Source organism: Telluria sp. RB2R28, assembly GCF_059685835.1.
In genome coordinates this window covers 448,588-473,060 of sequence record NZ_JCASIK010000001.1, presented here as the reverse complement: position 1 = coordinate 473,060, position 24,473 = coordinate 448,588, and the positions used below count along the sequence as shown (strand labels likewise).

General features: G+C 62.2%; 23 protein-coding genes. 13 read left to right on the top strand and 10 right to left on the bottom strand.

Annotated features, from left to right (window positions below):
* Positions 1-86 precede the first annotated feature (86 nt).
* Positions 87-476, bottom strand: coding sequence for a DUF4398 domain-containing protein (locus AC56LV_RS02030; protein ID WP_183550666.1), 390 nt, complete (start codon positions 474-476; stop codon positions 87-89).
* Between the two features lie 210 nt (positions 477-686).
* Here AC56LV_RS02030 and AC56LV_RS02025 point away from each other — a divergent pair, with 210 nt between their 5' ends.
* From AC56LV_RS02025 to AC56LV_RS02015, 3 genes are all read left to right on the top strand, one after another.
* Positions 687-2,756, top strand: coding sequence for an AsmA family protein (locus AC56LV_RS02025; RefSeq protein ID WP_499555635.1), 2,070 nt, complete (start codon positions 687-689; stop codon positions 2,754-2,756).
* Between the two features lie 119 nt (positions 2,757-2,875).
* The gene (locus AC56LV_RS02020; RefSeq protein WP_499555633.1) at positions 2,876-3,202 is read left to right on the top strand and encodes a BON domain-containing protein; all 327 of its coding nucleotides are present in this window, start codon (positions 2,876-2,878) and stop codon (positions 3,200-3,202) included.
* A 20-nt stretch (positions 3,203-3,222) separates the two neighbouring features.
* Entirely contained in the window at positions 3,223-3,444 is a 222-nt protein-coding gene (locus AC56LV_RS02015; RefSeq protein ID WP_332529884.1) for a YMGG-like glycine zipper-containing protein, read from the top strand.
* Positions 3,445-3,545: 101 nt separating this feature from the next.
* Here AC56LV_RS02015 and AC56LV_RS02010 read toward each other — a convergent pair whose 3' ends face one another.
* Positions 3,546-4,274: a Crp/Fnr family transcriptional regulator gene (locus AC56LV_RS02010; protein WP_499555632.1), complete on the bottom strand. Its 729-nt coding sequence runs from the start codon at positions 4,272-4,274 to the stop codon at positions 3,546-3,548.
* A 185-nt stretch (positions 4,275-4,459) separates the two neighbouring features.
* On the opposite strand from AC56LV_RS02010, the gene AC56LV_RS02005 reads away from it, so the two are divergent.
* The 4 genes from AC56LV_RS02005 to AC56LV_RS01990 all read left to right on the top strand — a co-directional run bounded on the left by AC56LV_RS02005 (position 4,460) and on the right by AC56LV_RS01990 (position 6,565).
* A complete protein-coding gene (locus tag AC56LV_RS02005; RefSeq protein ID WP_499555630.1) occupies positions 4,460-5,158 on the top strand; it encodes a glycine zipper 2TM domain-containing protein in 699 nt (232 codons plus the stop codon).
* A 172-nt stretch (positions 5,159-5,330) separates the two neighbouring features.
* Complete coding sequence (locus AC56LV_RS02000; RefSeq protein WP_499555628.1) at positions 5,331-5,555, top strand: hypothetical protein; 225 nt, start codon at positions 5,331-5,333, stop codon at positions 5,553-5,555.
* An 86-nt stretch (positions 5,556-5,641) separates the two neighbouring features.
* Entirely contained in the window at positions 5,642-5,788 is a 147-nt protein-coding gene (locus AC56LV_RS01995; protein WP_005671362.1) for a lmo0937 family membrane protein, read from the top strand.
* A 108-nt stretch (positions 5,789-5,896) separates the two neighbouring features.
* A complete protein-coding gene (locus AC56LV_RS01990) occupies positions 5,897-6,565 on the top strand; it encodes a YiaD family glycine zipper/OmpA-like lipoprotein (protein WP_499501654.1) in 669 nt (222 codons plus the stop codon).
* Positions 6,566-6,636: 71 nt separating this feature from the next.
* On the opposite strand, the gene AC56LV_RS01985 is transcribed toward AC56LV_RS01990, so the two are convergent.
* Positions 6,637-7,473 carry a branched-chain amino acid aminotransferase gene (locus AC56LV_RS01985; protein ID WP_499555626.1) on the bottom strand — a complete coding sequence of 279 codons (837 nt, stop codon included), beginning with the start codon at positions 7,471-7,473 and terminating at the stop codon, positions 6,637-6,639.
* A gap of 196 nt (positions 7,474-7,669) precedes the next feature.
* Between AC56LV_RS01985 and AC56LV_RS01980 the strand changes: the two genes are divergently transcribed.
* The gene (locus tag AC56LV_RS01980; RefSeq protein WP_499555624.1) at positions 7,670-9,868 is read left to right on the top strand and encodes a site-specific recombinase; all 2,199 of its coding nucleotides are present in this window, start codon (positions 7,670-7,672) and stop codon (positions 9,866-9,868) included.
* Positions 9,865-11,253: a cardiolipin synthase gene (cls, locus tag AC56LV_RS01975; RefSeq protein WP_499555623.1), complete on the top strand. Its 1,389-nt coding sequence runs from the start codon at positions 9,865-9,867 to the stop codon at positions 11,251-11,253. Before AC56LV_RS01980 ends, cls begins: the two co-directional genes overlap by 4 nt.
* 17 nt (positions 11,254-11,270) lie before the next feature.
* On the opposite strand, the gene AC56LV_RS01970 is transcribed toward cls, so the two are convergent.
* Together AC56LV_RS01970 and AC56LV_RS01965 are read right to left on the bottom strand one after the other, a co-directional pair.
* Complete coding sequence (locus AC56LV_RS01970; RefSeq protein WP_499555621.1) at positions 11,271-12,107, bottom strand: metallophosphoesterase family protein; 837 nt, start codon at positions 12,105-12,107, stop codon at positions 11,271-11,273.
* A gap of 11 nt (positions 12,108-12,118) precedes the next feature.
* The gene (locus AC56LV_RS01965; protein WP_499555619.1) at positions 12,119-12,868 is read right to left on the bottom strand and encodes a phosphatase PAP2 family protein; all 750 of its coding nucleotides are present in this window, start codon (positions 12,866-12,868) and stop codon (positions 12,119-12,121) included.
* Positions 12,869-13,008: 140 nt separating this feature from the next.
* Between AC56LV_RS01965 and AC56LV_RS01960 the strand changes: the two genes are divergently transcribed.
* The 3 genes from AC56LV_RS01960 (at position 13,009) to AC56LV_RS01950 (ending at position 15,618) form a co-directional block, all read left to right on the top strand.
* Entirely contained in the window at positions 13,009-13,221 is a 213-nt protein-coding gene (locus AC56LV_RS01960) for a hypothetical protein (protein WP_183550633.1), read from the top strand.
* Positions 13,222-13,331: 110 nt separating this feature from the next.
* Positions 13,332-14,333, top strand: coding sequence for a sulfate ABC transporter substrate-binding protein (locus AC56LV_RS01955; RefSeq protein ID WP_499555617.1), 1,002 nt, complete (start codon positions 13,332-13,334; stop codon positions 14,331-14,333).
* A gap of 262 nt (positions 14,334-14,595) precedes the next feature.
* On the top strand, positions 14,596-15,618 hold the full coding sequence (locus AC56LV_RS01950; protein ID WP_499555615.1) for an SDR family oxidoreductase: 1,023 nt from the start codon (positions 14,596-14,598) through the stop codon (positions 15,616-15,618).
* On the opposite strand, the gene AC56LV_RS01945 is transcribed toward AC56LV_RS01950, so the two are convergent.
* The 4 genes from AC56LV_RS01945 to AC56LV_RS01930 form a co-directional block, all read right to left on the bottom strand.
* Positions 15,580-16,014 carry a hypothetical protein gene (locus AC56LV_RS01945; protein WP_499555614.1) on the bottom strand — a complete coding sequence of 145 codons (435 nt, stop codon included), beginning with the start codon at positions 16,012-16,014 and terminating at the stop codon, positions 15,580-15,582. The two genes, AC56LV_RS01950 and AC56LV_RS01945, sit on opposite strands and share 39 nt — an antisense overlap.
* Before the next feature lie 99 nt (positions 16,015-16,113).
* Positions 16,114-17,022 carry a porin gene (locus AC56LV_RS01940; RefSeq protein WP_499555612.1) on the bottom strand — a complete coding sequence of 303 codons (909 nt, stop codon included), beginning with the start codon at positions 17,020-17,022 and terminating at the stop codon, positions 16,114-16,116.
* A gap of 199 nt (positions 17,023-17,221) precedes the next feature.
* A complete protein-coding gene (locus tag AC56LV_RS01935) occupies positions 17,222-17,953 on the bottom strand; it encodes a helix-turn-helix domain-containing protein (protein WP_499555610.1) in 732 nt (243 codons plus the stop codon).
* A gap of 55 nt (positions 17,954-18,008) precedes the next feature.
* A complete protein-coding gene (locus AC56LV_RS01930) occupies positions 18,009-19,667 on the bottom strand; it encodes a diguanylate cyclase domain-containing protein (RefSeq protein WP_499555608.1) in 1,659 nt (552 codons plus the stop codon).
* Positions 19,668-19,971: 304 nt separating this feature from the next.
* On the opposite strand from AC56LV_RS01930, the gene AC56LV_RS01925 reads away from it, so the two are divergent.
* A complete protein-coding gene (locus AC56LV_RS01925) occupies positions 19,972-21,420 on the top strand; it encodes a carboxylesterase/lipase family protein (protein WP_499555606.1) in 1,449 nt (482 codons plus the stop codon).
* Positions 21,421-21,449: 29 nt separating this feature from the next.
* Here AC56LV_RS01925 and AC56LV_RS01920 read toward each other — a convergent pair whose 3' ends face one another.
* The gene (locus AC56LV_RS01920; protein ID WP_499555604.1) at positions 21,450-23,093 is read right to left on the bottom strand and encodes a methyl-accepting chemotaxis protein; all 1,644 of its coding nucleotides are present in this window, start codon (positions 23,091-23,093) and stop codon (positions 21,450-21,452) included.
* Positions 23,094-24,473: the final 1,380 nt, after the last annotated feature.

Here is a 24,473-nt window from a genome sequence, read left to right as displayed (position 1 = left end):
TTTCCAAAAGGCGCCGGATCGTCGGCGCGAACTCCTGTCTGCATCAGACAGGAAGCAGTGCAATTGCTTGCTGAGTTTTTTTGACCTTAGTTGGTGTTGGCGCGGTCGACTTCTTCGCGCAGCACGCGCAAATCTTCATTCAGCTGGGTCGACGCAGCAGTCGCCTTGCTCGACACGGCCTTGCTCTGGGCGAGCTTGGCGTCGGCCTGGGCCTGCACTGCCAATTCGCGTGCCAGCTTGTAGTCGCGCGCGGCCAGGGCCTGGTTGGCCTTGCCCATCTTTTCACGTGCCGCCGTGATCTCCGCCGGCGCCAGGTCAGCTGCACCTGCCGACACCGCGTTCTCAATGGCGTTGCGCGAGACAGCCACGTCCGCGGTCGCAGGCGCCTTGTCAGGACTTGCGCAGGCCGTCAGTGCCAGCAGAGCGGCAACGCAGCCAAGGCGGGCAAACCCGGTCATCGATTGATGTTTATTCATTACATTTTCTCCTCGGAAGTGGTGTAGATAACGTTATAAACCTGTTATGGAATGCGCTCAGTTCGGTGACGCACATTGCCTGCAGCGATGCGCACCCCGGCTGCATGCGGCGCTTATCGCCGGCACTGGGTGCGCCATCGCACGTTGACACAGACCAGCGTAGGCTACCCTCGCCGCACGCATCACATCCACTACTGACAAAGGACTTTCATGGCCGAGACAATGCCGCTGCCGGCGCAGCGCCCACCGGGGCCGCGCCGCAGCAAGAAGAAGATCGGCTTGTGGCTCCTTGCCGTGCTGATCGCACTGCCCGTCATTGCCATCATCGTCATCGCGACCTTCGACTGGAACCGCGCGCGGCCGTGGATCAACAACAAGGTCAGCGACGCCATCGACCGCCCGTTTGCCATCCATGGCGACCTGACCGTCTCGTGGGAGCGCCCTGCCGTGCGGCTGGCGCCGGCCGAGCGCACGTGGCGCGACCACATCCCCTGGCCCTACCTCGTGGCGCGCAACACCACGATTGGCAATCCCGCCGGCATGGCGACTGGGAACATGGCCAGCGTGGGCCAGTTTTCATTCTCGCTCGATCCGCTTGCACTGCTGGACAAGCGCATCGGTATCCCGCTGCTGCGCTTCGACGCGCCCAGCGTCGACCTGCTGCGCCTTGATGCGGCCACGAATAACTGGACCTTCCGGCGCAACGAGCAACCATCGCGCTGGAATCTCGACCTCGAGCGCGTCGAGCTGACCGACGGCGTCATTCACGTCAAGGATGCGGTCACGAAGGCCGATGTCACGGCCCGGGTGCGCACGCTCGAGCGCGATCCGGTCTATGGCGTGGCGTTCACGCTGGACGGCACCTACAACGGCGCGAAAGTAGGCGGCGGGGGCAAGCTCGGCTCGGTGTTTTCGCTGAAGGACGAGACCGCGCCCTACCCGATCCAGGGCGAATTCAAATCAGGCAAGACGCGCATCGCTATTGCCGGCACCGTCACCAATCCGGCCCGGCTTGCCGCGCTCGACGTGCAACTCGAACTGGCTGGCGCCAGCATGGCGCGCCTGTATCATTTTACCGGTGTGTTATTGCCGGAAACGCCGGCGTTTTCCACGTCGGGCCGCCTGACCGGCCGCCTGGCCAAGGGTGCAAGCCGCTGGGTGTACGACGGCTTCGCCGGCAAGGTTGGCGCGAGCGATATCGGCGGGCGCCTCGAATACGCGACCGGCGGCGCGCGACCGTTATTGTCGGGCAATGTGCGCTCGCGCCAGCTCGTGTTTGCCGATCTGGCGCCACTCGTCGGCGCCGATTCGAACGCCAGCAAGGCGGCGCGCGGCGTGGAGGCCAAGCAGCCGACCGGCAAGGTGTTGCCGGTGGAAGAATTCCACACCGAACGCTGGACGGCGCTGGACGCCGACGTGCGCTTTGCCGCGGACAATATCGTGCGTGACAAGGCGCTGCCGATCAGCAAGCTCAGCAGCCACATCAAGATGGACAACGGCGTGCTCCGGCTCGACCCACTCGAATTCGGCATGGCTGGCGGCACCGTGCGCACCACCATTCGCCTGGATGGCAGCGGCCGCAGCGGCAAGAACGCCATCAAGGCGATGGCAGACGTGCGGGCCCGCAAGATCGGCATCAAGCAATTGTTCCCGAAGATCGAGCAGATGCAGGCGACGGCTGGCCAGATCAATGCGGACGCCAAGCTGTCGGCCACCGGCAACTCGGTCGCGTCGCTGCTTGCGACATCGAATGGCGAACTCAAGGCCCTCGTCAGCGAAGGCACGGTAAGCAAGATGCTGCTCGAAATGGCCGGCTTGAACGTTGCAAACATCGTCGTCACCAAGCTGTTCGGCGACAAGCAGGTCGAACTCAACTGCGTGGCGGCCGACTTTGCCATCCAGGACGGCATCGCACGCACGCGCAGCTTCATCGTCGACACCGAGGAAGCCATCATTACCGTCGACGGTGCCATCAACCTGGCAGGCGAGCAGATGGAACTGCGCATCCGGCCCGAAACCAAGGCGCTGCGCATCTTTTCGCTGCGCGCGCCACTGTATGTGCGCGGCCCGTTCAGCAAGCCGGACGTAGCCATCGACAAGGGCGTGCTGGCTATGAAGGCGGGCGGCGCCGCAGCACTGGCCGTCGTGGCCGCGCCACTGGCGGCCCTGCTCCCGTTGATCAATACGGGGCCGGGCGAAGACAGCGATTGCGCGCGCCTCTTGGCCCAGGCACGGCAGGCGCCCAGTGCGCCGCCACCAGGCCGGCGCCAGCGTCGCTGAAATAGCCTGACGGATACAACCTGTAACAACCTGGCACGGGCTCTGTGTGTTGCCGAACAGATCAATTTGGCAATCCTGACTATGATCAGAGCCAGGTCATCAAGAAAAGAAACACCCGCATGAACGGATCGAGCATCAAGCGTTTTGGCAGCATCCCCGTTTTACTGGTCGCACTGGCTGGTGGAGCACTGACGGGATGCACGTCCGGATTACCCGGTTTCGGCAAGGCCGAAGCGGTCCAGGACGATGTCATCACTGCCGGGGTGCACAGCGCCATCAGGCGCGATCCCGACCTGAAGGTGTCCGATCTGGATGTCAATACGTACCAAGGCATTGTCCGGTTGCAGGGATTCGTCTCTTCGGCCGACAGCGTCGCCGCAGCGGCTTCGGCCGCGCGAACCGTCAACGGCGTGAAATCGGTCAGGAATGACCTGCGCCTGAAATAACCCCATTAAAGGAGAACTTCATGAAACTCATCAAAAACCTGGTAGTGACGGCAACCCTGGCGACCGCCGCTTTCGGTATGGTCGGCTGCTCGAACATGTCGAAGCAAGACCGTAACACCGCAGTCGGCGCTGGCGCCGGTGCTGTTCTCGGTGGCGTCCTGACCGGCGGCAGCGCAATCGGCACCGTTGGCGGCGCAGCTGTTGGCGGCGTGGTCGGCAACCAAGTCAAGACCACCAACTGATTTCCGTTCGCTGGCAGCGATGCCAGCGAACTGTCAGTGAATGCAAAACGCCCGGCTTGCCGGGCGTTTTGCATTGGGGGACGCGCTACGGCTTGGCTAACTCAGACGGTATCGGTGGCCGGCGCAGCGCCTGCTTCGCGCACGATCTGGTAGCAGGTGCATGCCGCCGCCGCCAGGCGTTCCGGGTCGAGGATCTCGATATTGCCCCGGCTGTAGTTGATCAGGCCCTGCTGCTGCAATGCACTGGCCGCCTTGGTCACGCCGACCCGGCGCACGCCCAATGCATGCGCGAGAAACTCATGGGTCAGATGGAATTTATTCGACTGCAGCCGGTCGCGCGTGACGAGCAGCGACCGGGCCAGGCGCGCCTCGAGCACATGAAAGCGGCTGCACACGGCGATCTGGATCGCCTGCGCCAGCAAGGAGTCGGTGTAGCGATAGAGCACACGCTGCAGCGCCGGATTGCGCGAGACCTCGAGGCGAAAGCGGCCGCCTTCCATCCGGCTCGCGCTACCGGCGCGCTGCACGACGGCGCGCACCTGCGTGATGTCGTGGCCCAGCGCCGTGGTGGCGCCGAGCATGCCTTCACGCCCGACCTGGCCGACCTCGAGCGTCATGCGCCCTTCGGCCACGCCCAGCAGCGACACCAGGCAATCGTGGGGGAAATAGATATGAAGAATGGGATCGCCCGCTTCGCACAAGACCTGGCCAGCTTCCACTCTGACCTCATCGAGCTGCGGCAGCATCTGGGCGAGATCGTGCGGGGGAAGTGCTGCGAGTAACAAATTACTGTTGGGCTCGAAGACAGGCGGGTGGACGGCAGAATTCATTATTTCCTCACAGGTTGGTACGTGGGCCAGCCGGGACCGCTACGACCAGTTACATTTACAAACAATGTGGTGGAGCCTAATCGCACAGGGTGCGCAGGTATGTACGGTGACGCACGGAAGCATTAGTTGTTCCTGAGGACAATCATCGGACATCCGGCTTAATGCCTATACGAAAGGAACAAAAGATGACAACCCCTCCAACCATGCCGGTCAAGAACCGCACCCACCCGCTGCTGCTGCTGGCCGCCGCCGCTGTCGTGCTGTTCTCGCTGGTCGGCACCGCCGCCATCATGGGCTGGCTGCCATCGTCGGTCGGCGGCACGGCCAACCGTCAATTAACCGAAGCCGATCGCCTGGCGCTCGCGTCGACCCTGCCGCAAGGCGCCCCGCCACCTGGCTATGCCTACCCTGCAGACGCCCAGGCGCCCGCGCAAGCCTACGCCCCTGCGCCGGTTCCCGTACCTGCACCGGCGCCTGTAAAACAAGCTGCGCCTGTGACCCAGATCAAGGAAAGCGAGCCGACCCAAGTAGCAGCAAAGAGCAACTGGTGTGAAAACTGCGGCAACGTGGAATCGGTGCGCGCGATCAAGCAACGTGCCGAAGGCAGTGGCCTGGGCGCAGCCGGTGGCGCCGTCCTCGGCGGCTTGCTGGGTAACCAGATCGGCGGCGGCAATGGCAAGACGCTGGCCACCGCGGCTGGCGCCATCGGCGGCGCTGTCGTGGGCAATCAGGTCGAGGGCAATGTGAAGGCAACGACCAGCTATGAAATTCGGGTGCGCCTGGACGACGGCACGCTGCGTACGTTCCGCCAGACCAGCCAGCCACAATGGGGTAGCGGCGACCGTGTGCGCATCGTCAAGGGCCGTCTGCGCTCGGTGGCTTAACCAAGAATCAGCTTTTTTGCGGCAACACAGATGGCCGGGATCGCGCAAGCGTCCCGGTCAATTTTTTTCCTAATTGCAATGTGTGCCATCGCACGGAATTATTGATGAGCTAAGGCGACAATTGTTCCCATGCTGAATCGATTGGCGAACAGCATCAATCAGGGAGACGCGCATGACCACCTTGACCTGGATCGGCATCATCATTTGGGGAATCGTACTGACTTTGTTCGGCCTGCTGTCGGCCGGCCCGGCGCCTGCTGCGCAAGAGCTGGTGCAGGCGCATGACGTCGTCTTTCTGATCGCTGGCGGCCTGTTGACGTGTCTGATCGGCTTTACCGGCCTGATCGGGATGATGGGCTGGATCCCTGGCGTGCAAAAACAAAAAAGTTGCGTTTAATGTACGCCATCGTACGGTAGTCGCTCTCAGGAAACAACATACTGGTCTCACAGCGCAACCGGCGCACCCCTTCTAGGAGATTCATCATGCTGTACACAATTGCTGTTGTCCTCGTTATCCTCTGGCTGCTCGGCTTGGTGACCTCGTACACCATCGGCGGTTTCATCCACATCCTGCTCGTCGTCGCCGTCATCATGATCCTGGTTCGCCTGATCAGCGGTCGCGGTATATAGCATTTTTATGGCAAGTCTCTGCTTGTCGTAAAATCCAATCCGTTTCGCGGTCGCGCCCATTGCCGGTGTGACGGCGAAACGGATTTCTTACTTTTAAGGAGTTCCACCATGAACAAAAACTTCATCAAAACCACCGCAGCAGTCGCCATCGTCGTCATGACGGCCACCGGTTGCGCAGACATGACCGGCACCCAGCGCGGCACCGCAACCGGCGCCGGCATTGGCGCGGGCCTCGGCGGCCTGATCGGCGGCACGACCAGCGGCGGTGGCGGCGGCCGTGTGGCAGGCGGCGCAGCAATTGGCGCAGCAGCCGGCGCCGTGATCGGCAATATCTGGTCCAAGCGCATGGAACAGCAAAAACAAGCCATGGAACAAGCGACCCAGGGCACTGGCGTGCAAGTTACCCAGACCTCGGACAACCGCCTGAAGCTGGAAATCCCGAGCGACATCTCGTTCGACACGGGCCGCTCGGACATCAAGAGCAACTTCCAGCCAGTGCTGCAGCGCTTCGCTTCGACGCTGCAAGAAAACCCGAACACCAACGTCGTGATCATCGGCCACACCGACAGCACCGGCAGCGACAGCATCAACCAGCCATTGTCGGTCGATCGCGCATCGCGCACCCGTGACTACCTGGCAGGCCGCGGCGTGAACCCGAACCGCATCACCATCGAAGGCCGCGGTTCGCGCGAGCCAATCGCGTCGAACAACGACAACGCAGGCAAGGCGCGCAACCGTCGCGTCGAGATCTATGTCGCGGAACCAGCACGCGGCTAATCGCCACGTGCGGTAGCAATACAAAAGGCCGGCAATTGCCGGCCTTTGTCATTGGCACGGAACAGAACCGGTTACGCGGCCTGCGTGAACGCCATATACAGTTCGCGCGCCTTGCTTGCGACCGGACCCGCTTCCAGCACGTGGTCTTCATAGCGGGTACATGGCGTGACCTTGCCATAGTTACCGGTGCTGAAGATTTCACGCGCCGTGCGCAGCTCGGCTTCTTCGACCGTGCGTTCTTCGACCTCGATGCCCACGCCGGCCAGCAGCGCCATCACGCGCGCACGCGTAATGCCCGCGAGGAACGTGCCGTTCAAGCGGGGCGTGACCACCTTGCCGTCGGCCGTGACCAGGAACAGGTTCGAGGCGCCAAATTCAGCGACATGGCCTTCGCCGTCGAGCATGATCGCCTGCTCGAAGCCACGCGCCTTCACTTCGCGCATGGCGCGGGTCGAATTGGCGTACAGGGCCGATGCCTTGGCATCCGTTGGCGCCATGCTCGGCTGGGGACGCCGCATCGTCGACAGGCCGGCCGAAAATCCGACGAACGGTGGCAGCGGCGCATCGAACAGCGTCAGCGCAAACTGGCTTTTTTCGGCAACGGGAATCAGGAAGCCTTCCGTGCCAAACACGAGCGGGCGCACATACAGCTCGGCATCCGGTGCAAACTTCGCAACGCCTTCGTGCACCAGCGCTTCCATCTCGTCCACGCTCAGGGGGCAGGCCAGGCCCAGCTTTTCGGCGGAGCTGATCACGCGCTCGAGGTGCGGCCGCAGGTCGGGCAGCTTGCCGGCAAGCGAACGCGCGCCGTCGAAGACGGACGAACCCAGCCACAGGCTGTGGTCCATCGCGCCATACAGGGGCACATTGCCCTCGGCCCATTGGCCATTGAAATACGTGAGGTACATGGTTTCCTTCGTCACTGCAACATTGCAAATCCAGTCCAGTGTAGCGGGATTGCCCTGCCCTCGTCCAGCCGCCACCATTGCCAGTTCAGGCATTAAAAGTGCCATGCGGACATTTCCACCACGTTATTGTTCGTTGCCACACCATCCAGGCTGGGCGCCTCGCGTACACTGAGGCTTTCCAGTATCAATTTTTTTCATGCTTGCTACGCTCGAACGAATCGACCCCAACAGTGACAACATCGACCTGCTGGTCGAGTTGGTATGCCATCTGCGCCCGCGCCAGCGCTGGGTGTGGCAAACCGTGGACGATCCGGCCCAGTCCGTGCGTACGCTGACCCAGCTTCTCAAGGGCAATCCCGACCAGGCCTGGGCGCTGCGTCGCTACATCACCACGCTGCTCGAAAAGCGCCGCCACACCAGCCTGTACAGTGACATTGGCATCCTGTCGAACGATGGTTTCGTCACCGAGCTGAAAAGCCGCATCACGTACCGTTTCCTGCCGCCTGCACTGGAAGACCTGTACCTGTCCGATGCCCTCGACCAGGTGCTGTACCGCCAGGACGATTACGAGTGGATCCGCGCGGTGCCCGACACCGACTGGATGGCGCTGTTCCATGTGATCGAAAGCGCGCCGGTCCCGGCCGATGCGAATCCGGGCCGCGCACGCGTGGTCACGCTCAAGGGCTTGCTCGATGCGATCCGCACGCTGTCGTGCCGCGTCTGCGCACTGGGCCTGGAGCCGCGCCTGGTGCACAGCTACAGCCAGATCGAGAATTTCGATTCACCGTTCCTGATGCAGAACATCGAGGTCAACCGGTACCTCGATGAATACGCGCGCTTCCTGAACGGCGATATCCCGCGCCCGGACGACGCGCGCCACCTGCTCGTGATGCTCGACCAGTGCGAAGACGTGGTGCTCAAGATCCGCCGCCTGGCCCTGAGCAGTGGCACCAGCATCGCCTTGACCTACCTGCTGGTCGCGCTGCAGCAAAGTATCGACCGCCTGCAAAAGCTGCTGTTCCTGGTGGATGTGCCCGAGGTCGCGACGAACGCCGACACGACTGACAGCGAAGCCGCCACCCAGGGCGTGCTGAGCGCCATGGCGGCCGGGACCCCACAGCTTGCCGGTGCGGCTGCATCGGCCGTCACCCTGACGCCGCAAGGCAATGTCGCCGTCGTGGCTGACCAGCCGCCGCCCGAATTGACTGCACGCGAGCGCGCCGTGATCGAGCTGGCCGAAGAACTCATCGAAGCGCACAACACCAAATACCAGGTGACGAACCTGGTGCGCGACAACGTCGACCTGTTGGCGCGCAATGTCACCGAAAACGCCAGCCGCACCGGCGAGCACTACATCGCCGAAGACCGCAAGGGCTTGCGCAAGATGCTGTGGTCGTCGTCCGGCGCCGGCTTCATCGTCGGCTTCATGGCGCTGTTCAAGATTCTGCTGGGCTATCTGCACTCGCCGCCGCTGGTCCAGGCCTTTTTGTTCAGCATGAATTATTCGTTCGGCTTCGTGCTGATCCACATGCTGCACTTTACTGTCGCGACCAAGCAGCCGGCCATGACGGCCCAGCGCATCGCGGCCTCCCTGCACCGTTCGGCGACCGGGCGCGGCCTCGACGTCGACCGGCTTGCTGAGCTCGTCAATAAAGTGTTCCGCACCCAGATGGTGGCGGTGCTCGGCAACGTGCTGGTCGCGTTCCCGGTGGCCTGGGCCATTGCCGAGGGCGTGCGCTGGTACCGGGGCGAGCATCTGGTCGACCCGATCAAGGCGCTGCACCTGCTCAACGAGATCGATCCCGTCAATAGCCCCGCCCTGTTCTATGCAGCGGTGGCGGGTGTCTGGCTGTTCGTGGCCGGCCTGGTATCGGGCTACTACGACAACAAGGCCCTGTACACCCGCATGGGCCAGCGCGTCCAGCAGTTGCGCGGCCTGCGCACGCTGCTGGGTCCGGCACGGCTGGCGCGCCTGGGCGCGTATGTCGAGAACAACCTCGGCGGCCTGATGGGTAACTTCTTCTTCGGCATTTTGCTTGGCACCACGGGCACGGTCGGCTTCCTGCTGGGCCTGCCGATCGATATTCGTCACATCACATTCTCGGCCGCCAACTTCGCAACTGCGCTGGTGGCGCTCGATTACCAGATGACCGTGCCGCAACTCGTCAACGCGACGGCCGGTGTGCTGCTGATCGGCACGGTCAACCTCCTGGTCAGCTTCGGCCTGGCGCTGTGGGTTGCGCTGCGCGCACGCAAGATCCGCTTCAAGCGCGGCATCCTGCTGGTGCAGGCGCTGGGTCGCCGCTTTGCGTATTCGCCGGTGGAATTCTTCCTCGGCCCCAAGCACCGCCAACTGGCGCCCCCTGATGCAGAACCCGTACGAGGATCAAAATGATCAAACAGCGCTTCGCCGCCTGGTGTGCCATCGCCGCTCTTGCCTGCGCAGTGACGGCCTGCAAGTCACTGCCCGATGCCAGCACGATGACCGGGGCGCCTGGCCAGTCGACGCCGACGGTCACGACGCAGCATGGCGAACTCAAGCAGAAACAGGCGGCAGCGCTGCTCAAGCGGCGCTGGGCGCGCGCGTCGACCGACCTCAAGGCCCTGTCGGTGCTGGAAGAACAGGCCACCGGGGTGCCGATGATCGCCGGCAATGCCGTCACGCTACTGTTCGACGGCCCGGCCACAATGCGCGCGATGATGGAAGCAGCGCGCGGCGCCAAAAAATCGATCAACCTGGAAACCTATATCTTCGACCATGACGAGATCGGCGGCCAGTTTGCCGAGATCCTGATGCAAAAACGCAGCGAAGGCGTGGTGGTCAATATCATGGTCGACGGGGTCGGCACGCTGGCCACACCGAAGGAATTCTTCGACCGGCTGCGTCAGGCCGGCGTGAACGTGCTGGTCTTCAATCCGGTGGACCCGACCAAGCGTCCCGGCAAATGGGCGCTGAACAACCGCGATCACCGCAAGATCATGATCGTCGACGGCCTTGTGGCCTTCACCGGTGGTATCAATATCAGCAGCACCTACGCCAACAGTTCGCTGTTCCGCTCCAAGAAGCGCCCGGACGACGTGAGCCAGGACAAGGTCGGCTGGCGCGATACGCACATCAAGATCCAGGGGCCGGCCGTCGGCGCGCTGCAGTGGGCATTCATCGACAACTGGGTGCACCAGGACGCCGGTGAATTGCCGCAAATCGATTACTTCCCGCAACTGGCGCCTGCGGGCGACAAGGTGGTGCGGGTGCTGGCCACGTCGCCAGACCACGATTCGAGCATCTACAAGTCGCTCGTCGTCGCCATTGGCGAATCGAAGAAATCGATCCACCTGACGGCCGCCTACTTCGTGCCGGACCGCCAGATCGTCGACGGCCTGATCGCCGCCGCCAAACGTGGCGTGGACGTGCAGCTCGTGCTGCCGGGCGTGTCCGACCACGGCTTCATCCGGCATGCGGGCGAATCGTTCTACGAAGAGCTGCTCGAGGGCGGCGTGCGCATCCACCAGTTGCAGGTCGCCGTCCTGCACGCCAAGACGACGGTGATCGATGGCATGTGGTCATCCATCGGCTCGGCCAATATCGACCGCCGCAGTTTTATTCACAACTATGAAGTCAATGTGGTCGTGCTGGATCCGGCCTTCGGGCGCGAGATGGAAGCCGCGTTCAGGGAAGACGTCGTCCATTCGAAGGAAATCAAGCTCGACGCGTGGAAGCGGCGGCCGTGGTCCGACCGCCTGCGTGAGGCGATGGCGCGCCTGACCGAATACTGGATCTAAGTGGCTTTGGCGGGGCCTCAGAGCCCCGCTGCCAGCATGCCGTCAGTGTGCGGCGACCAGACGCTGCCTGCCTGCATGAACTTTTCGGTATTGAGCACTTCAAACTTGCCGCCCACCGCGTCCCAGCCGTAGCGGTCGATCTCGACCCGCTGGGCGTCCACCCGCACCACATTGAATGAATTGACTTCGCCACGCCCGCGCGTCGAGGTCGCCGTGCCCGCCTGGATCACCAGCGCCGCATAGGCGTCGATCTGGTAGCGCGCCGCCGTGCTGCCGGCGTGGCTGGCGTGCATATGCCCGGCCATCAGGATATCGACGCCGGTTTCGGCAAACACTTCCATCGCCAGCGGCGCACGTACGACCAGGTCGCGCTTTTCAAAATGATCGGGCAAGTCGAACGGGTGATGCGTGACCACGATGCGGGTGACGTCAGGGCTCAGGCCGCCCAGGCGCTCGCGCAGCGCAGCGATCTGCTCGTGGCTGACGCGCCCATCCTTGATCGTCAGCGAACGGGCCGTGTTGACGCCCACGACGGCGATCTCGTCGTCGATGAAGACCGGCTCGAGATTGTCGGTGATGTAGCGGCGGTAGCGCGACAACGGCCGGGCAAACCGGCGCAGAATGTTGTACAGCGAAATATCGTGGTTGCCAGGCACGACGATCTGCGGACCTGGCAGAGAATCGAGAAACGCACGCGCTTCCTCGAATTCTTCCACTTTGGCGCGCTGGGTCAGGTCGCCCGAAATGACGACGACGTCGGCCGCGATGCTGTGCACGAGCTCGCGCAATGGACCGAGCAGGGCCTGGTCGACACGGCCAAAGTGCAGGTCGGACAGGTGAACGAGAGTGCGCATCGAAAAATTCCTTACATGTCTTGTGGTGAGGCCGCACCGGACTGGCGCCGTTCACGGGCCCTGCGACGGCGATTGAGGGTAGTGGTGCCGCCGATGCAGATCGCGAGCCAGCCGCAGCCCTCCGTCAGTGCGGCGAGGATGTCGGTGAGATAGTGCGCGCCGAGATACATGCGCGAAAACGCCACCGCGCCAATCATCAGGGCTGCCAGCACGAACGGCAGCACCCTGCCCGGCCATGTCTGGGCGCGGCGCGCGAAATAGCAGGCCAGCACGCCATACAGCACGGTGGCTGCCATCGTGTGCCCGCTGGGGAAACTGTAGGTGGTCAACGTGACGATCGGCTCGTCGAAGTGCGGCCGGGCGCGCTCGAACGTGTGCTTGAGCGCGACGTTGAGCAGCATGCCGCCTGGTACGCTGGCGATGACCGCCATCGTCCAGTAACAGTGACCGGTGCGATACAGCCACAGCGCCGCGCAGAAGGCCATGATGAGGATGCCGGGCGTGCTATGGATGTGGGTAATGAGCAGGAGCACATCACGCAAGAGGCCGCCCTGGCGCGCGTGCAGGTGCAGCCAGTTGGCGATCTCGGCGTCGAACTGCGTGATCGGCGCACCGGCCACGACGGCGCCGGCAAGCTGGGCAAACACCGCCATCGCAGCGAGCAGCAGCGCCACGCCGATGGTCAGGTGCAGCCCGTATTCGCCCTCGGCAGAGAAGCGGTTGGCGGCAAAGCGGTGCAGGCGTGGCAGTGTTTTGGTCATGATCACCAGATTATGACTGACTTGGCGAAAATACCACACACGACAAAAACTACTGTATGCCCGAACAGTAACTGTTGATTCATACAGTAGTTATGGTATTCTTACCTCACTGCATAACCACTCGATACGAGGAAACGAACATGACCACGCTCAATAGCTCTTTTGGTATGGAACACGCCCCGACCCCTTTCATGGTCCGCATTGGCCGTCGCGAAATTCTGGTGACCCGCGACTTCCGCAAGCGTTTCTACGCCGTGAATCCGGTCATCGAGTGCGATACGGGCGTCGAAGCGGGCCACGTTGAAATCCTGCTGTTCCGCCGCTGGCTGGTCATCCTGTCGAAGGCGAACTGAGCCGCACCTGTGCCGGCGCAGAAATCGCATAAGGTTGCTTGAATTTATTCGTTTTCTTTCTACAGCTCGAGACCGTACTCTACCGTCTCTAACCTGAAGAAAGACACTCGATGCTTCGCAAAACCTTCATCAGCTCGCTGGCAGCCCTGACCCTCCTGGCGCACGCGCCTGCATTTGCCGCCGACATCAGCCTGCTCAACGTATCGTATGATCCGACGCGCGAGCTGTACCACGAGTTCGATGCGGCATTTGCCAGGCACTGGAAAGCAAAGACCGGCGACAACGTCACGATCAAGCAGTCGCACGGCGGGTCGGGCAAGCAGGCGCGCTCGGTGATCGACGGCCTGCAGGCCGATGTCGTCACCCTCGCGCTGGCCTACGACATCGACGCCATCCGCGACAAGGGCCTGATCAATCCGGGCTGGGAACAAAAACTCAAATACCGCAGCGCGCCGTACACGTCGACCATCGTGTTCCTGGTGCGCAAGGGCAATCCAAAACAGATCCGCGACTGGGGCGACCTCGTCAAGCCGGGCGTCTCGGTGATCACGCCGAATCCAAAAACGTCCGGCGGCGCGCGCTGGAACCACCTGGCTGCCTACGGCTACGCGCTGCGCCAGCCGGGCGGCACCGACGCCAAGGCGCGCGACTACCTGGCGCGCCTGTACAAGAACGTGCCGGTGCTCGATTCGGGCGCCCGCGGCGCCACCACGACCTTCGTCGAGCGTGGCATCGGGGACGTGCTGCTGGCCTGGGAAAACGAGGCGCTGCTGGCGCTGCGTGAACTCGGCCCGGACAAGTTCGAGATTGTCGCGCCCTCGGTCAGCATCCTGGCCGAGCCGCCCGTGGCCGTGGTGGACAAGACGGTCGACAAGCGCGGTACGCGGCCGGTGGCGCAGGCTTACCTCGAATTTTTGTACGGCGACCAGGGCCAGGACATCATCGCGAAGAACTACTACCGCCCTTCGGTCGAGAAATTCGCCAAAAAATACGCGTCGCAGTTCCCGCAGATCAAGCTGTTCCAGATCAGCGATTTCGGCGGCTGGACCGCGGCGCAGAAAACCCACTTTGCCGATGGCGGTGTGTTCGATCAGATTTATTCCAAGAAATAACCTTTTTGCCTGCCGCACCTGCCCCCGCGCAGCCCTCTTAAAACGCCGTTCCCGCATTCTGTGGGAACGGCGTTTTTCGTCGTGGGCTGGCCGCTTGCCTCGCCGTGCCACCCGCGCGCCACGTTTTCTCTTGAAATATCATCATCAAACACGAAGTGATCATTTCACTAACTCGCGGCCTGCTCCCGGCGCATGACGCGGATCGCGCGATGCACCATGGGAACGCCTTCCTCGACCAAATCAAAGCAAAAAAGGACCCTCCATGTCAGTCAAGCTGAAGAAAATCAATGAGCAAGTCATCGTCATCACGGGCGCCACCAGCGGCATCGGCCTGACCACGGCGCGCATGGCCGCCGAACGCGGCGCCAAACTGGTGCTGGCGGCACGCGCCGACGACGCCCTCGCCCATCTGGCTGAAGAATTAACCGCGATCGGCGCCGAGGTCGTCACCGTCACGGCGGACGTGGGCAATATCGACGACGTGGCGCGCATTGGCGACGCCGCCATCGAGCGCTTCGGCCGTATCGACACCTGGATCAACAATGCGGGCATTTCGATCTTCGGCCGGATGGAAGATGTGGCGCCCGAAGACCATCACCGCCTGTTCCAGACCAACTTCTGGGGCGTGGTCAATGGCTCGATGGAAGCGGTCAAGCGCATGAAGCTGCGCGGCGGCGGCGCACTGATCAATCTGGGCAGCGAGCTGTCGGACCACGCCATTCCGCTGCAAGGCATGTACGCGGCGTCCAAGCACGCCGTGAAGGGCTTCACGGATTCGCTGCGCATCGAACTGGACAAGGAAGGCGCACCGATGTCGGTCACGCTGATCAAGCCGACCGGGATCGACACGATGTTTGCCGTGCATGCGAAAAATTATATGGACAAGGAGCCGAAGCTGCCGGCGCCGGTCTACGCGCCAGAAATCGTTGCTGATGCGATCTTGTATGCGGCCCAGCATCCGAAGCGCGACGTGTTCGTCGGCGGTGCGGCCAAGATGAATTCGACGGGCGCGCGCCTGCTGCCACGTGTGTTCGACAAATTCCTGCAGGCGACGATGTTTGTGAACCAGAAGCTGGACGTCGACACCGACCCAAGCCGGCGCGACGTCCTGCACAAGCCCGACTACACACGTGAACTGCGTGAGCGCCAGGGCTCGCCACACCACGTCATCGAGCACAGCGAATACACGGCGGCAGCGCTGCGCTCGAAGTACATCAACGCTGCCCTGCTGGGCAGCGGCGCCTTGTTAGCGGCTTACGTCCTGACCCGGCGGAAGACTCGTTAAGAAGTCGGTGTCATCCTCGGTCAGTGGTAGATCGGGGATCGACTCGACGCGGTCGGTGTCGATGTCGGCGCCGTCCCTGACAACCGCATCGCGCCCGGCTGCGGCGCGTTCACCCGTACCGCTGCGATCGCTGTCGCCCGAGAAATCGGCGTCGCCGACATCCGGCCCAGCCGTTTCGCCGGCGTGACCGGCTTCGAGGTCGGACGTGGTGCCGCCGTCGAAGTCGAGCGTCTGCTCGGGATCGATATTGCTAGCAAAGCCAGGACCACCCACGACATCGCTGCCGGTGTCGGACAAGTCGCTCGGGCCGAGTGCGTCGACGCCATGGCCCTTGCCCAGGCTGCGGTCTGGTGCTTCAGGGAAGTTATCCGGATCAAGTGTGCTGGTACCAGTCATAAGGTCTCCTCAATAGTTAATGAACCATGGAGACACATTACTGAATTTCGCCGATTCCTGTCGCAACGCAGGGCCGGCGCGCGAACTGGCACGCTGTGATCAGAACGCGCGCCGCATCCCGACGTTGAGCGACGAGCCATTGCCCGGCTTGACGCCCACATGCACGCCAGCCAGATGCTGGATGCGCGAATACGCGGCGTAGAAATCCATGCGACGCGAGACGGCGTAGCTGGCGCCGACGGCGACCTGGCGTGCGTCGCGGTTGGACAGGTCGCGGTCGTTGCGACGGATGTAGGAGGCCAGCAACGTGGTCGAGTGGCTCATGGGCACGGCCACACCGGCCAGCACGTCGCGGCTGTTGGTGGAATGCGTGGCGGCCACGCCGGCGCTGTAGGGATTATCGGGATTGAACAGCGGCGAGCTGCCCCAGCCACGGCTGGCACTGTAGGCGGCGTACGCCGTGCCCCAGTCGAAGCGCATATTGGCGGCAACGATCGAATTCTTGGCCGCCATCGTGATATCGACCTGGTCGTAGCGCGTGACCTTGGCCACATTGCGATTCTGATGGGCCGCGCGAATCGTCAGTGGCCCGAGATTGACGCCGACCGACATGCCCCAGGCGCGGCCCGAGGGCGAGCCGTCGACGTCACCCTTGCCCCACTTGGCGCCGGTCGACACACCGGCAAGCTTGCCTTCGTAAGCGACGCTGTCATCGGCGCGTGCGCCGCGTGGCGCAGCCTGGGCGGCCAGGCCACCATGAAACGGGTCGCCCACCTCATTGAGCGTCGTGTAGTCGATATTGAATTGCCGGCCCACGGTCAGCGTGCCGGCGCCGATGTACGCGGGGGTCTGCTCGGGTTCGACGGCAGACTCGCGGGTGAAAACCGCATTGCCGGCGGGCGCATTCATGCCATCGGCGCGCGCGCCCAGCTGGAGCTGGGCCAGACATTCATGCGCGCACACGGTTTCAGGGATCGCAACATTACCGGCGCCCCTTGCGGTAGCCACCGACTCCTGTGCCGAAGCACATACCGCACTTGAACCCAGTACGGCCACAGCGATGAAAGACATTTTCATGGCGTCACACTCTCCCTGACACCTACTATCCGCGAAATGTCGCGAACCCATCTGTCTATTACTTCACATTACGTTGCAGAAGCGGCTGCTTCCAATCCGTCACTGTGCAGTACGTGCAACCGATCATACGCTACCGGCGCAGCTCCGCAAAGCCTGCTGGCTCCCATTCGCGCAGTGCAAGCAGCAAGCCGGTGCCACGCCGCTGCACCAGCGGCGCGGCCAGGCTTTCGTCGTGCAATTGGGCAAAGCGACTGCGCAACTGGCGCAGCTCCTGCTGCAGCTTGGCGCGCGCGCTCTCGGTCAGCATGCCATGCGCAAAGTCGAGCGACTCGCCCACCCCGCGGAACGCGCCGGCCACGAATTCGGGCAAGCCCTGCTCGCGAAAGTACGCCCGGATCGGGCCATCGGGCAGCCAGTCGAAATCGCGCGCCACGTTCACACGGATACGGTTGCCCGGCAAAAGCGAGATCAGTTGCAGGCGGTCGAGATGGAGCAGGTGCTGCACGCATTGCGCTTCGGTAAGAGCGTAGGCGCCAAGGATGTCGAGCATGCGCCAGTGGTTCAGCGCGCAGACGGCGACGAGCAGCAGCTTCGGGTCCGACACCAGCTCGGCTTCCTGCCCGGCGCTGAGTGTGCGCAGGCGGCGCTGGCCGGCCTGGGCTTCCTGCGTAATCTCGGCCAGCGTAAAGCCGAGCAGGCTGCAGATTTCGACGATCCGGTCGAGGGTAAATTGCTCGCTGGCGAACAGGCGCTTGACGCTCGGCTCGGACAAGTCAAGCGCAACGGCAACGTCACGGTAGGTCAGCCCCTGCAGCTTCAGCTGACGCTTGATGGTGGCAATGATCTGGCTGATCTGGTTCATGGGGGCTACTGGCAATCGCAAAGGACAACTTGGGGCGTGAAGGCCAGCCTGCGCCTCAAATCGGTACGGCAGCCAGCGCCACCGCATTCTTGCCGCCGCGCTTGGCGGCGTACATGGCATGGTCGGCGCGCGCCAGCCAGGCATCGAGATCGGGCTTATCGCCCGGCGCAAACACCGCGACGCCAATGCTGGCGCCCACGGTGACGTCGGTGGTGCTGAGCGCATATGGCTCGCGCAGGCGGTCGAGCAGCTTCCAGGCAGTTTCCTCGGCATCGGTGCGCGAGGTCAGCATTTCCAGCACGACGACAAATTCGTCACCCGCCAGGCGCGCGACCATATCGGTCATGCGGATCGACTCGGCAAGGCGCGCGCCAAACTGGCGCAGCAGCTCGTCGCCTTCTTCGTGGCCGTGGTTGTCATTGACCGCCTTGAAGCCATCCATGTCGATGAACAGCAGCGCCGCCGGACGCCCACCCCGGCTGGCGCGGCCCATCGCTTCGGGCAACGTTTCGAGCAGCGCCCGCCGGTTCGGCAAGCCCGTGAGCACGTCGCGCAGCAGCAGCGCCTGCAGTTCCGCCGTACGCTGCGCCACCTTCGATTCCAGGTGTTCATTCATCTGCTGCAGGGCGCGCCGGTATTGTTCTTCGCTCTCGACCAGGTTGCGCATCGTGCGCGACAGCATATTGGCTTCGTAGAAGCCCTGGATATGCGGAATCGTCGGCAACTCGTGACCGCTGGCAGTGGCTTCCGTCACCCGCTCGATCGCTTCGCCCAAGCGCGTCATCGGACGCGCCAGGCGCTGCGCCAGCAAGGCCGCGACGACGGCGAGCACCACGCCCAGCAAGCCGCTCCACATCAGCATCCGGTGCTGCAGCAGCTTGGCACTCTGTAACGCCTTGTCTTCGTCCTGGCGCACCAGCACCGCCCAGTTCAGCGACGCCTCGTTGCCGATCTGGCCCGTCTGGCTATAGCCGGTGAGATAGGTACGCCCATCGGGCCACGCTTCACGCAGCGCGCCCGTGTCGCCGAGCCTGGCGCGGCGCAGGCTTTCCGTTGAAATCTTTTTCTCGACCAGTTCTTGCGGGCCAAGCATGACGGTCCCGTCATTGCGCACGACCAGGATCTCGGCGCCGTACTCGCGCAGCGCCGGCGTCAGGAGCTTGCGCGCCTGGCGCCGTGCCCAGTCCCAGCTCAGGTGCAGGCCGAGCACGGCAAACATCTCGCCGTCGTGGCTGAACACGGGCGTGGAGACATCGACAAATCGCCACGGATCGGTACCGTGGGGCATGAGCTTTTCAAGCATGACGGCAGGATGGTAATCGGTGGCGCGCACGCCGACCTGGCCCGACTTGAACCAGGGCCGGGCGCTGACGTCGGCGCCTTCGAGCTGGCCTTTGGTCGAGGCGGTCACCTTGCCATCGATGTCGGCCAGGCCGATCCAGGCGTAATCGGGGAATGTCTGCTGCAGGCTTTCCAGCGCAATGCGCGCGGACGCCCGGCTGCGCGCGTTGCGCACTTGCGGCAAGGCGGCCAGCAGGCGGGCGTCGCCCGTGGCCTGCTCGACCACGCGGTTGAGCGAATCGCGCATCTGCCATGACAACTGTTGCAGCCGAAGCTGCGCTTCAGCATTGGCCTGGCGCACCGCAAAATGGTTGACCACCGCCAGCAGCAGAGCGACCGTCAGTGCCACCGTGGCGCACACGGCCAGGGTCATCAGGGTGGACAGTCGAAATCTACAGAGCAAACCTTGCATGTGCGGTATTAGCAAACGGGTAATAGCTCATCATGATAGCGCCGAAACCGGGAGTGAATTCGGATTAATTCAGATGCGCCGTGGAAATACATTTCCAGGCCGCTATTTTGGATGAATTGCAACACTGTAACGGAGATAGGGGGCACTGACTATCTTTACGATGCGATGGCACCCGAACCCTGGCTGCGCTCGGGTACCGCCGGTGCGCTGGCTGGTCGCGTACTATTACCGACAACCGTTCAACCACCGATCAAGAGGCCCATTCATGTTGCATCGTTCCCTTCCTCCCCTGCTTGCCATGTCGCTCATCGTGGCCGCCTCTGGCGCAACCGCATCGCCAGACGCACCGGTGATTACCGTCGACACGGGCAAGGTGGCAGGCTCGAGCGATGCAGGCATCGCCAGCTGGAAAGGGATCCCGTTCGCCGCCCCGCCGGTGGGCACGCTGCGCTGGCGCCCGCCAGTACCCGCCAAGCCGTGGCCGGGCGTGCGGCAGGCCACCGCCTACGCGGCCGATTGCATGCAAGTGCCCTTCCCCAGCGACGCCGCACCGCTGGGCACAACGCCAAGCGAAGACTGCCTGTACTTGAACGTCTGGAAGCCGGCCGATGCCAAGGGCCCACTTCCCGTGATCGTCTGGATCTATGGCGGCGGCTTCGTCAACGGGGGCGCGTCGCCCCCAACCTATTCCGGCGCTGAACTCGCGAAACAGGGCGCGCTTGTCGTCAGCTTCAATTACCGCATCGGGCGCTTTGGTTTCTTTGCCCATCCACAGCTGACGCGTGAAATCGGGGTTAAAGGCGTGGTTGGCAACTACGGCTTCATGGACCAACTCGCGGCGCTGGAATGGGTCAAGCGCAATGTGGCGGCGTTTGGCGGCGATCCGGCGAATGTCACGATCGCCGGTGAATCGGCGGGCGGCATGTCGGTCAATACGCTGCTGACTTCGCCAATGAGCAAGGGCTTGTTTGCCAAGGCAGTCGTGATGTCAGGCGGCGATGGCGGTACGGCGGCGACGCCGCTGGCGGACATCGAACGCATTGGCGTGAATTTCGCCGCCGGCAAGGGCATCGCGGCGGACGATCCAAAAGCGCTGGAGAAACTGCGGGCGCTGCCGGCAGACGCAATCGCCGACGGTTTGAACCTGGCCAACTTCATGCAGCGCGACAAGCCGACGTACCACGGGCCATATGTCGACGGCAAGCTGGCCATCGATTCACGCGCCGCGTTTGCCGAAGGCCGCATGCACAAGGTGCCGGTGATGATCGGTGCGACCAGCGCCGATATCGGCGGCAAGACCGGGTATATGGTGGCCGGTGCGCGCAGCCTTGCAGCGACGCTGGCCGGGCACGGCGCGCCCGTGTATGCGTACCGCTTTTCGTACGTGCATCAGGCCAATGAAAAACCGGGCGCCGGCGCCGGGCATGCAACGGATATCCCGTTCTTCTTCGACACGGTGGCCATCAAATACGGCGCGCAGGCGACGGCCCGCGATCTTGGCATGGGCAAGACGATGAGTACGTATATGGTGAATTTTGCGAAGCGCGGGGATCCGAACGGGGCCGGACTGCCGGCGTGGGAACGCTATGCGCGGGCGGCCGACGCGATCATGGACTTCACCGCCAACGGCACCGCGGTGATGGGCAAGGATGCCTGGGGCGCCGACATCGATGCGGCGCAAACGACGCCCGCCAAGGCTGGCGAGCGTCGGTGAAGCGCCAGCCTTCGGCGCTCGGATTTACATCAGGCCAGTTGCGGCTGGAACGCAATTGCGTTCGGGCGGCGCGTCGTGACGGCCTGAACCGGCGCTGACACGGCGGCAGGCGCGACCTTGAACACACTGACGCGATCGGCCAGCCCGGCAGCGCTTTGCTGCAACGAGGTGGCGGCGCTGGCGGCTTCCTCGACGAGAGCGGCGTTCTGCTGCGTGACCTGGTCCATCTGGCTGATCGCGTGATGAATCTGCTCGATGCCCGAGCTCTGCTCGGCGCTGGCCACGCTGATTTCACCCATGATGCCCGCTACCCGGCGCACGCTCTGCACGATCTCTTCCATCGTTGCACCGGCCTGGTCGACCAGGCGCGTGCCCGCATCCACCTTGCTGACCGAGTCGCCGATCAGTTCCTTGATTTCCTTGGCGGCGCTGGCCGAACGCTGCGCCAGATTGCGCACTTCGCTCGCGACGACGGCAAAGCCACGGCCCTGCTCGCCGGCACGCGCCGCTTCCACTGCCGCATTGAGCGCCAGGATATTGGTCTGGAACGCGATGCCATCGATGACGCCGATGATGTCGACGATCTTGCGGGCCGACGCATTGATCTCGCCCATGGTACCCACGACTTCAGTCACGACCGAACCACCACGGGTGGCGATCTGCGTGGCCGAGGCCGCCAGCTCATTGGCCTGGCGTGCATTTTCCGCATTCTGGCGCACGGTGCTGGTCAGCTCTTCGACGGACGCGGCGGTCTCTTCGATCGCGCTGGCTTGTTGTTCAGTACGCGACGACAAATCCATATTGCCGGCAGCAATCTGCGTCGACGCCGTGGCGATCACTTCACTCTCGCTGCGCACATCCTTGACGATACCGGCCAGCGATGCGGTCATGTCACGCAAGGCAGCCAGCAGCTGACCGAATTCATTGGTCGACTGGACCGGCGCCTGCACACTCAGGTCACCATCGGCAACACGGCGTGCTACGGCCACGGCTTGCATCAGTGGGGTATTGATCGCACGGACCAGGTAGAACGCGGCGCCAATGCTAAGCAGGATCGCCACGACAATGGCGGCAATCACGACCGTGTTGAGCACGGCGAGTTCCTGGTGCAGCTCCTTGCCCTGGCGGACGTTGCGCTCACTCATCAGCGTCTGCAATGAAGCGAACGCCTCGGTCGACTTGTTGTACGTCGGGTTGATCTGCTTGCCGAGCATCAGATTGGCCTCGTCCCACTGGCCCGCATCAATGGCGCGCATTGCATTGCCGATCAGGTCGATACCCAGGTTGTCACTCGCAGTCATCCACGCAGCAAAACGGTCGCGCGTTTCAGGGAAGCGCAGGCTTGCCTGCAGCTCCTGCTGCTCCTTGCGCATTTCTTCGCTGTTCTTGGCGATGAAATTACTATGGAACGTCAGCGGATGGTTATGCAGCGCCGCATGCTTGTTCTCAGGATTGTGCTGCAGCGCCTGCAGGATGTGGCTGCGGTTGGTTTCCATGCGCATTTTCAGGTCGGACATGCCGATCTGCTGGTTGGCCGTGGTGAGCGCGAGGTTTTCGAGGAGGTCAACGGCGCGTTGTGTGGCATGGTAGCCGAGGGCGCCGACGGTGATCACGGCGAGGATGAGCAAGCCGATGACGGCGGCGATCACGTACTTGATGCTGAAATTTTTCATGTTGGATGGGAAGTGGGGGGCGAGCGATGTCGCTGAGGGGGTCGATTATCCACGCACTTTGGCTAGATTTCGAACAAGAAACATGACTTTCCGTCTAACAATATTCACAGTTGTTGTTCGGGCAATGGGGTATCTTGACTGCCCTTCTACTGTATAGAGATGGTGCGAACGTGGCTTCTGTAACCATCTATTTGCGCTTGAAGGCCGCCTAGCAGGCTATGCCTTTGGCATACCGATGAGCTGTATCGAAAGATAATCTTGCCGCTATGTTCCGGTGATTAATCAGACGGTCCCGGTATTGAAATAGTCGCGCCGAGCGTAGTCTCCGGCTGATCAAACAACACATCCTGCATCGCACTGCTGATTCAGAAATCAATTAGGATAATTTCTTTTTTAATTAGGTCGTCAACTGACGGCATTTCCTACTCATCGCTACAACTCGGAATACAGCTTTTCACAAGTGCATGATCTTTACTGATTTTTTTGACTGGCACAGGAATTGTCTATTCAACTATTCCAATACAAATCCATTACAACTCAATATACTCAAATCAATAATGGCGCTTGCCGGCGCAGTTTTCTTATTTAACGCATCGGCCGAATACGTGAAGTAATATCTGCAAGGACCACTTTCTGGCTCCATCGTCCAACACCACACCAACAAATCAATTGCTTATTTCGATCTGGATTTAACGCTTGATGATGTGGGTCGTCCATTCAGTATAAGTTTGAGCGCACAGCGGTCCGAGGGAACCACAAGGAACGCCTACGCTACAACTTCATTTCGTGACCAAGCCCGACGAATTTTGGCATCTAGCGTGCCTTTGGAGCAGATCAGTATACAAATCTGAGGGTTGCTTTTTCGCAAGCGATTGATGGCGCATCAGCTACATAGCGAATTACAAAAGCACGATATTTTTTAAATTTCGTGACTTTCTGGGCAGCATGTTGGCTTTACTCTACCAGTGGTGTATGAGTGTAAATCCGATCAACTCGATCCCCGAGATTGTGCCACATCGTAATCCATCCCTACATTCTTGAATATCGATCACCAAGATTCGGCTTGTGTCATGGTTTTAGCTTGGAACGCTCCGTGAAGTAATTGACGAAGGCTCGGCATTAAAGAGTTCGACCAACCGCGCGACCCACCGCTCCTCTGCTGACGCCAAGTCCTCACCAATCAACAAAAAATTCAACGATTCGGCGTATTTAGTCGCAAAGGAAACGTTGTAAGCCTTGTGAGGCCTAACTCGGTCCCCACCATTGCGTTACGCCTTGTTCCTTCGAAATTTTCTTTGAAATTCGAGCCACTCAGCCGCGACACCTGCCTGTCGCTAAAATCACAGTGAAAGCAAGCACCAATCCGAGCTTAACTGCGTT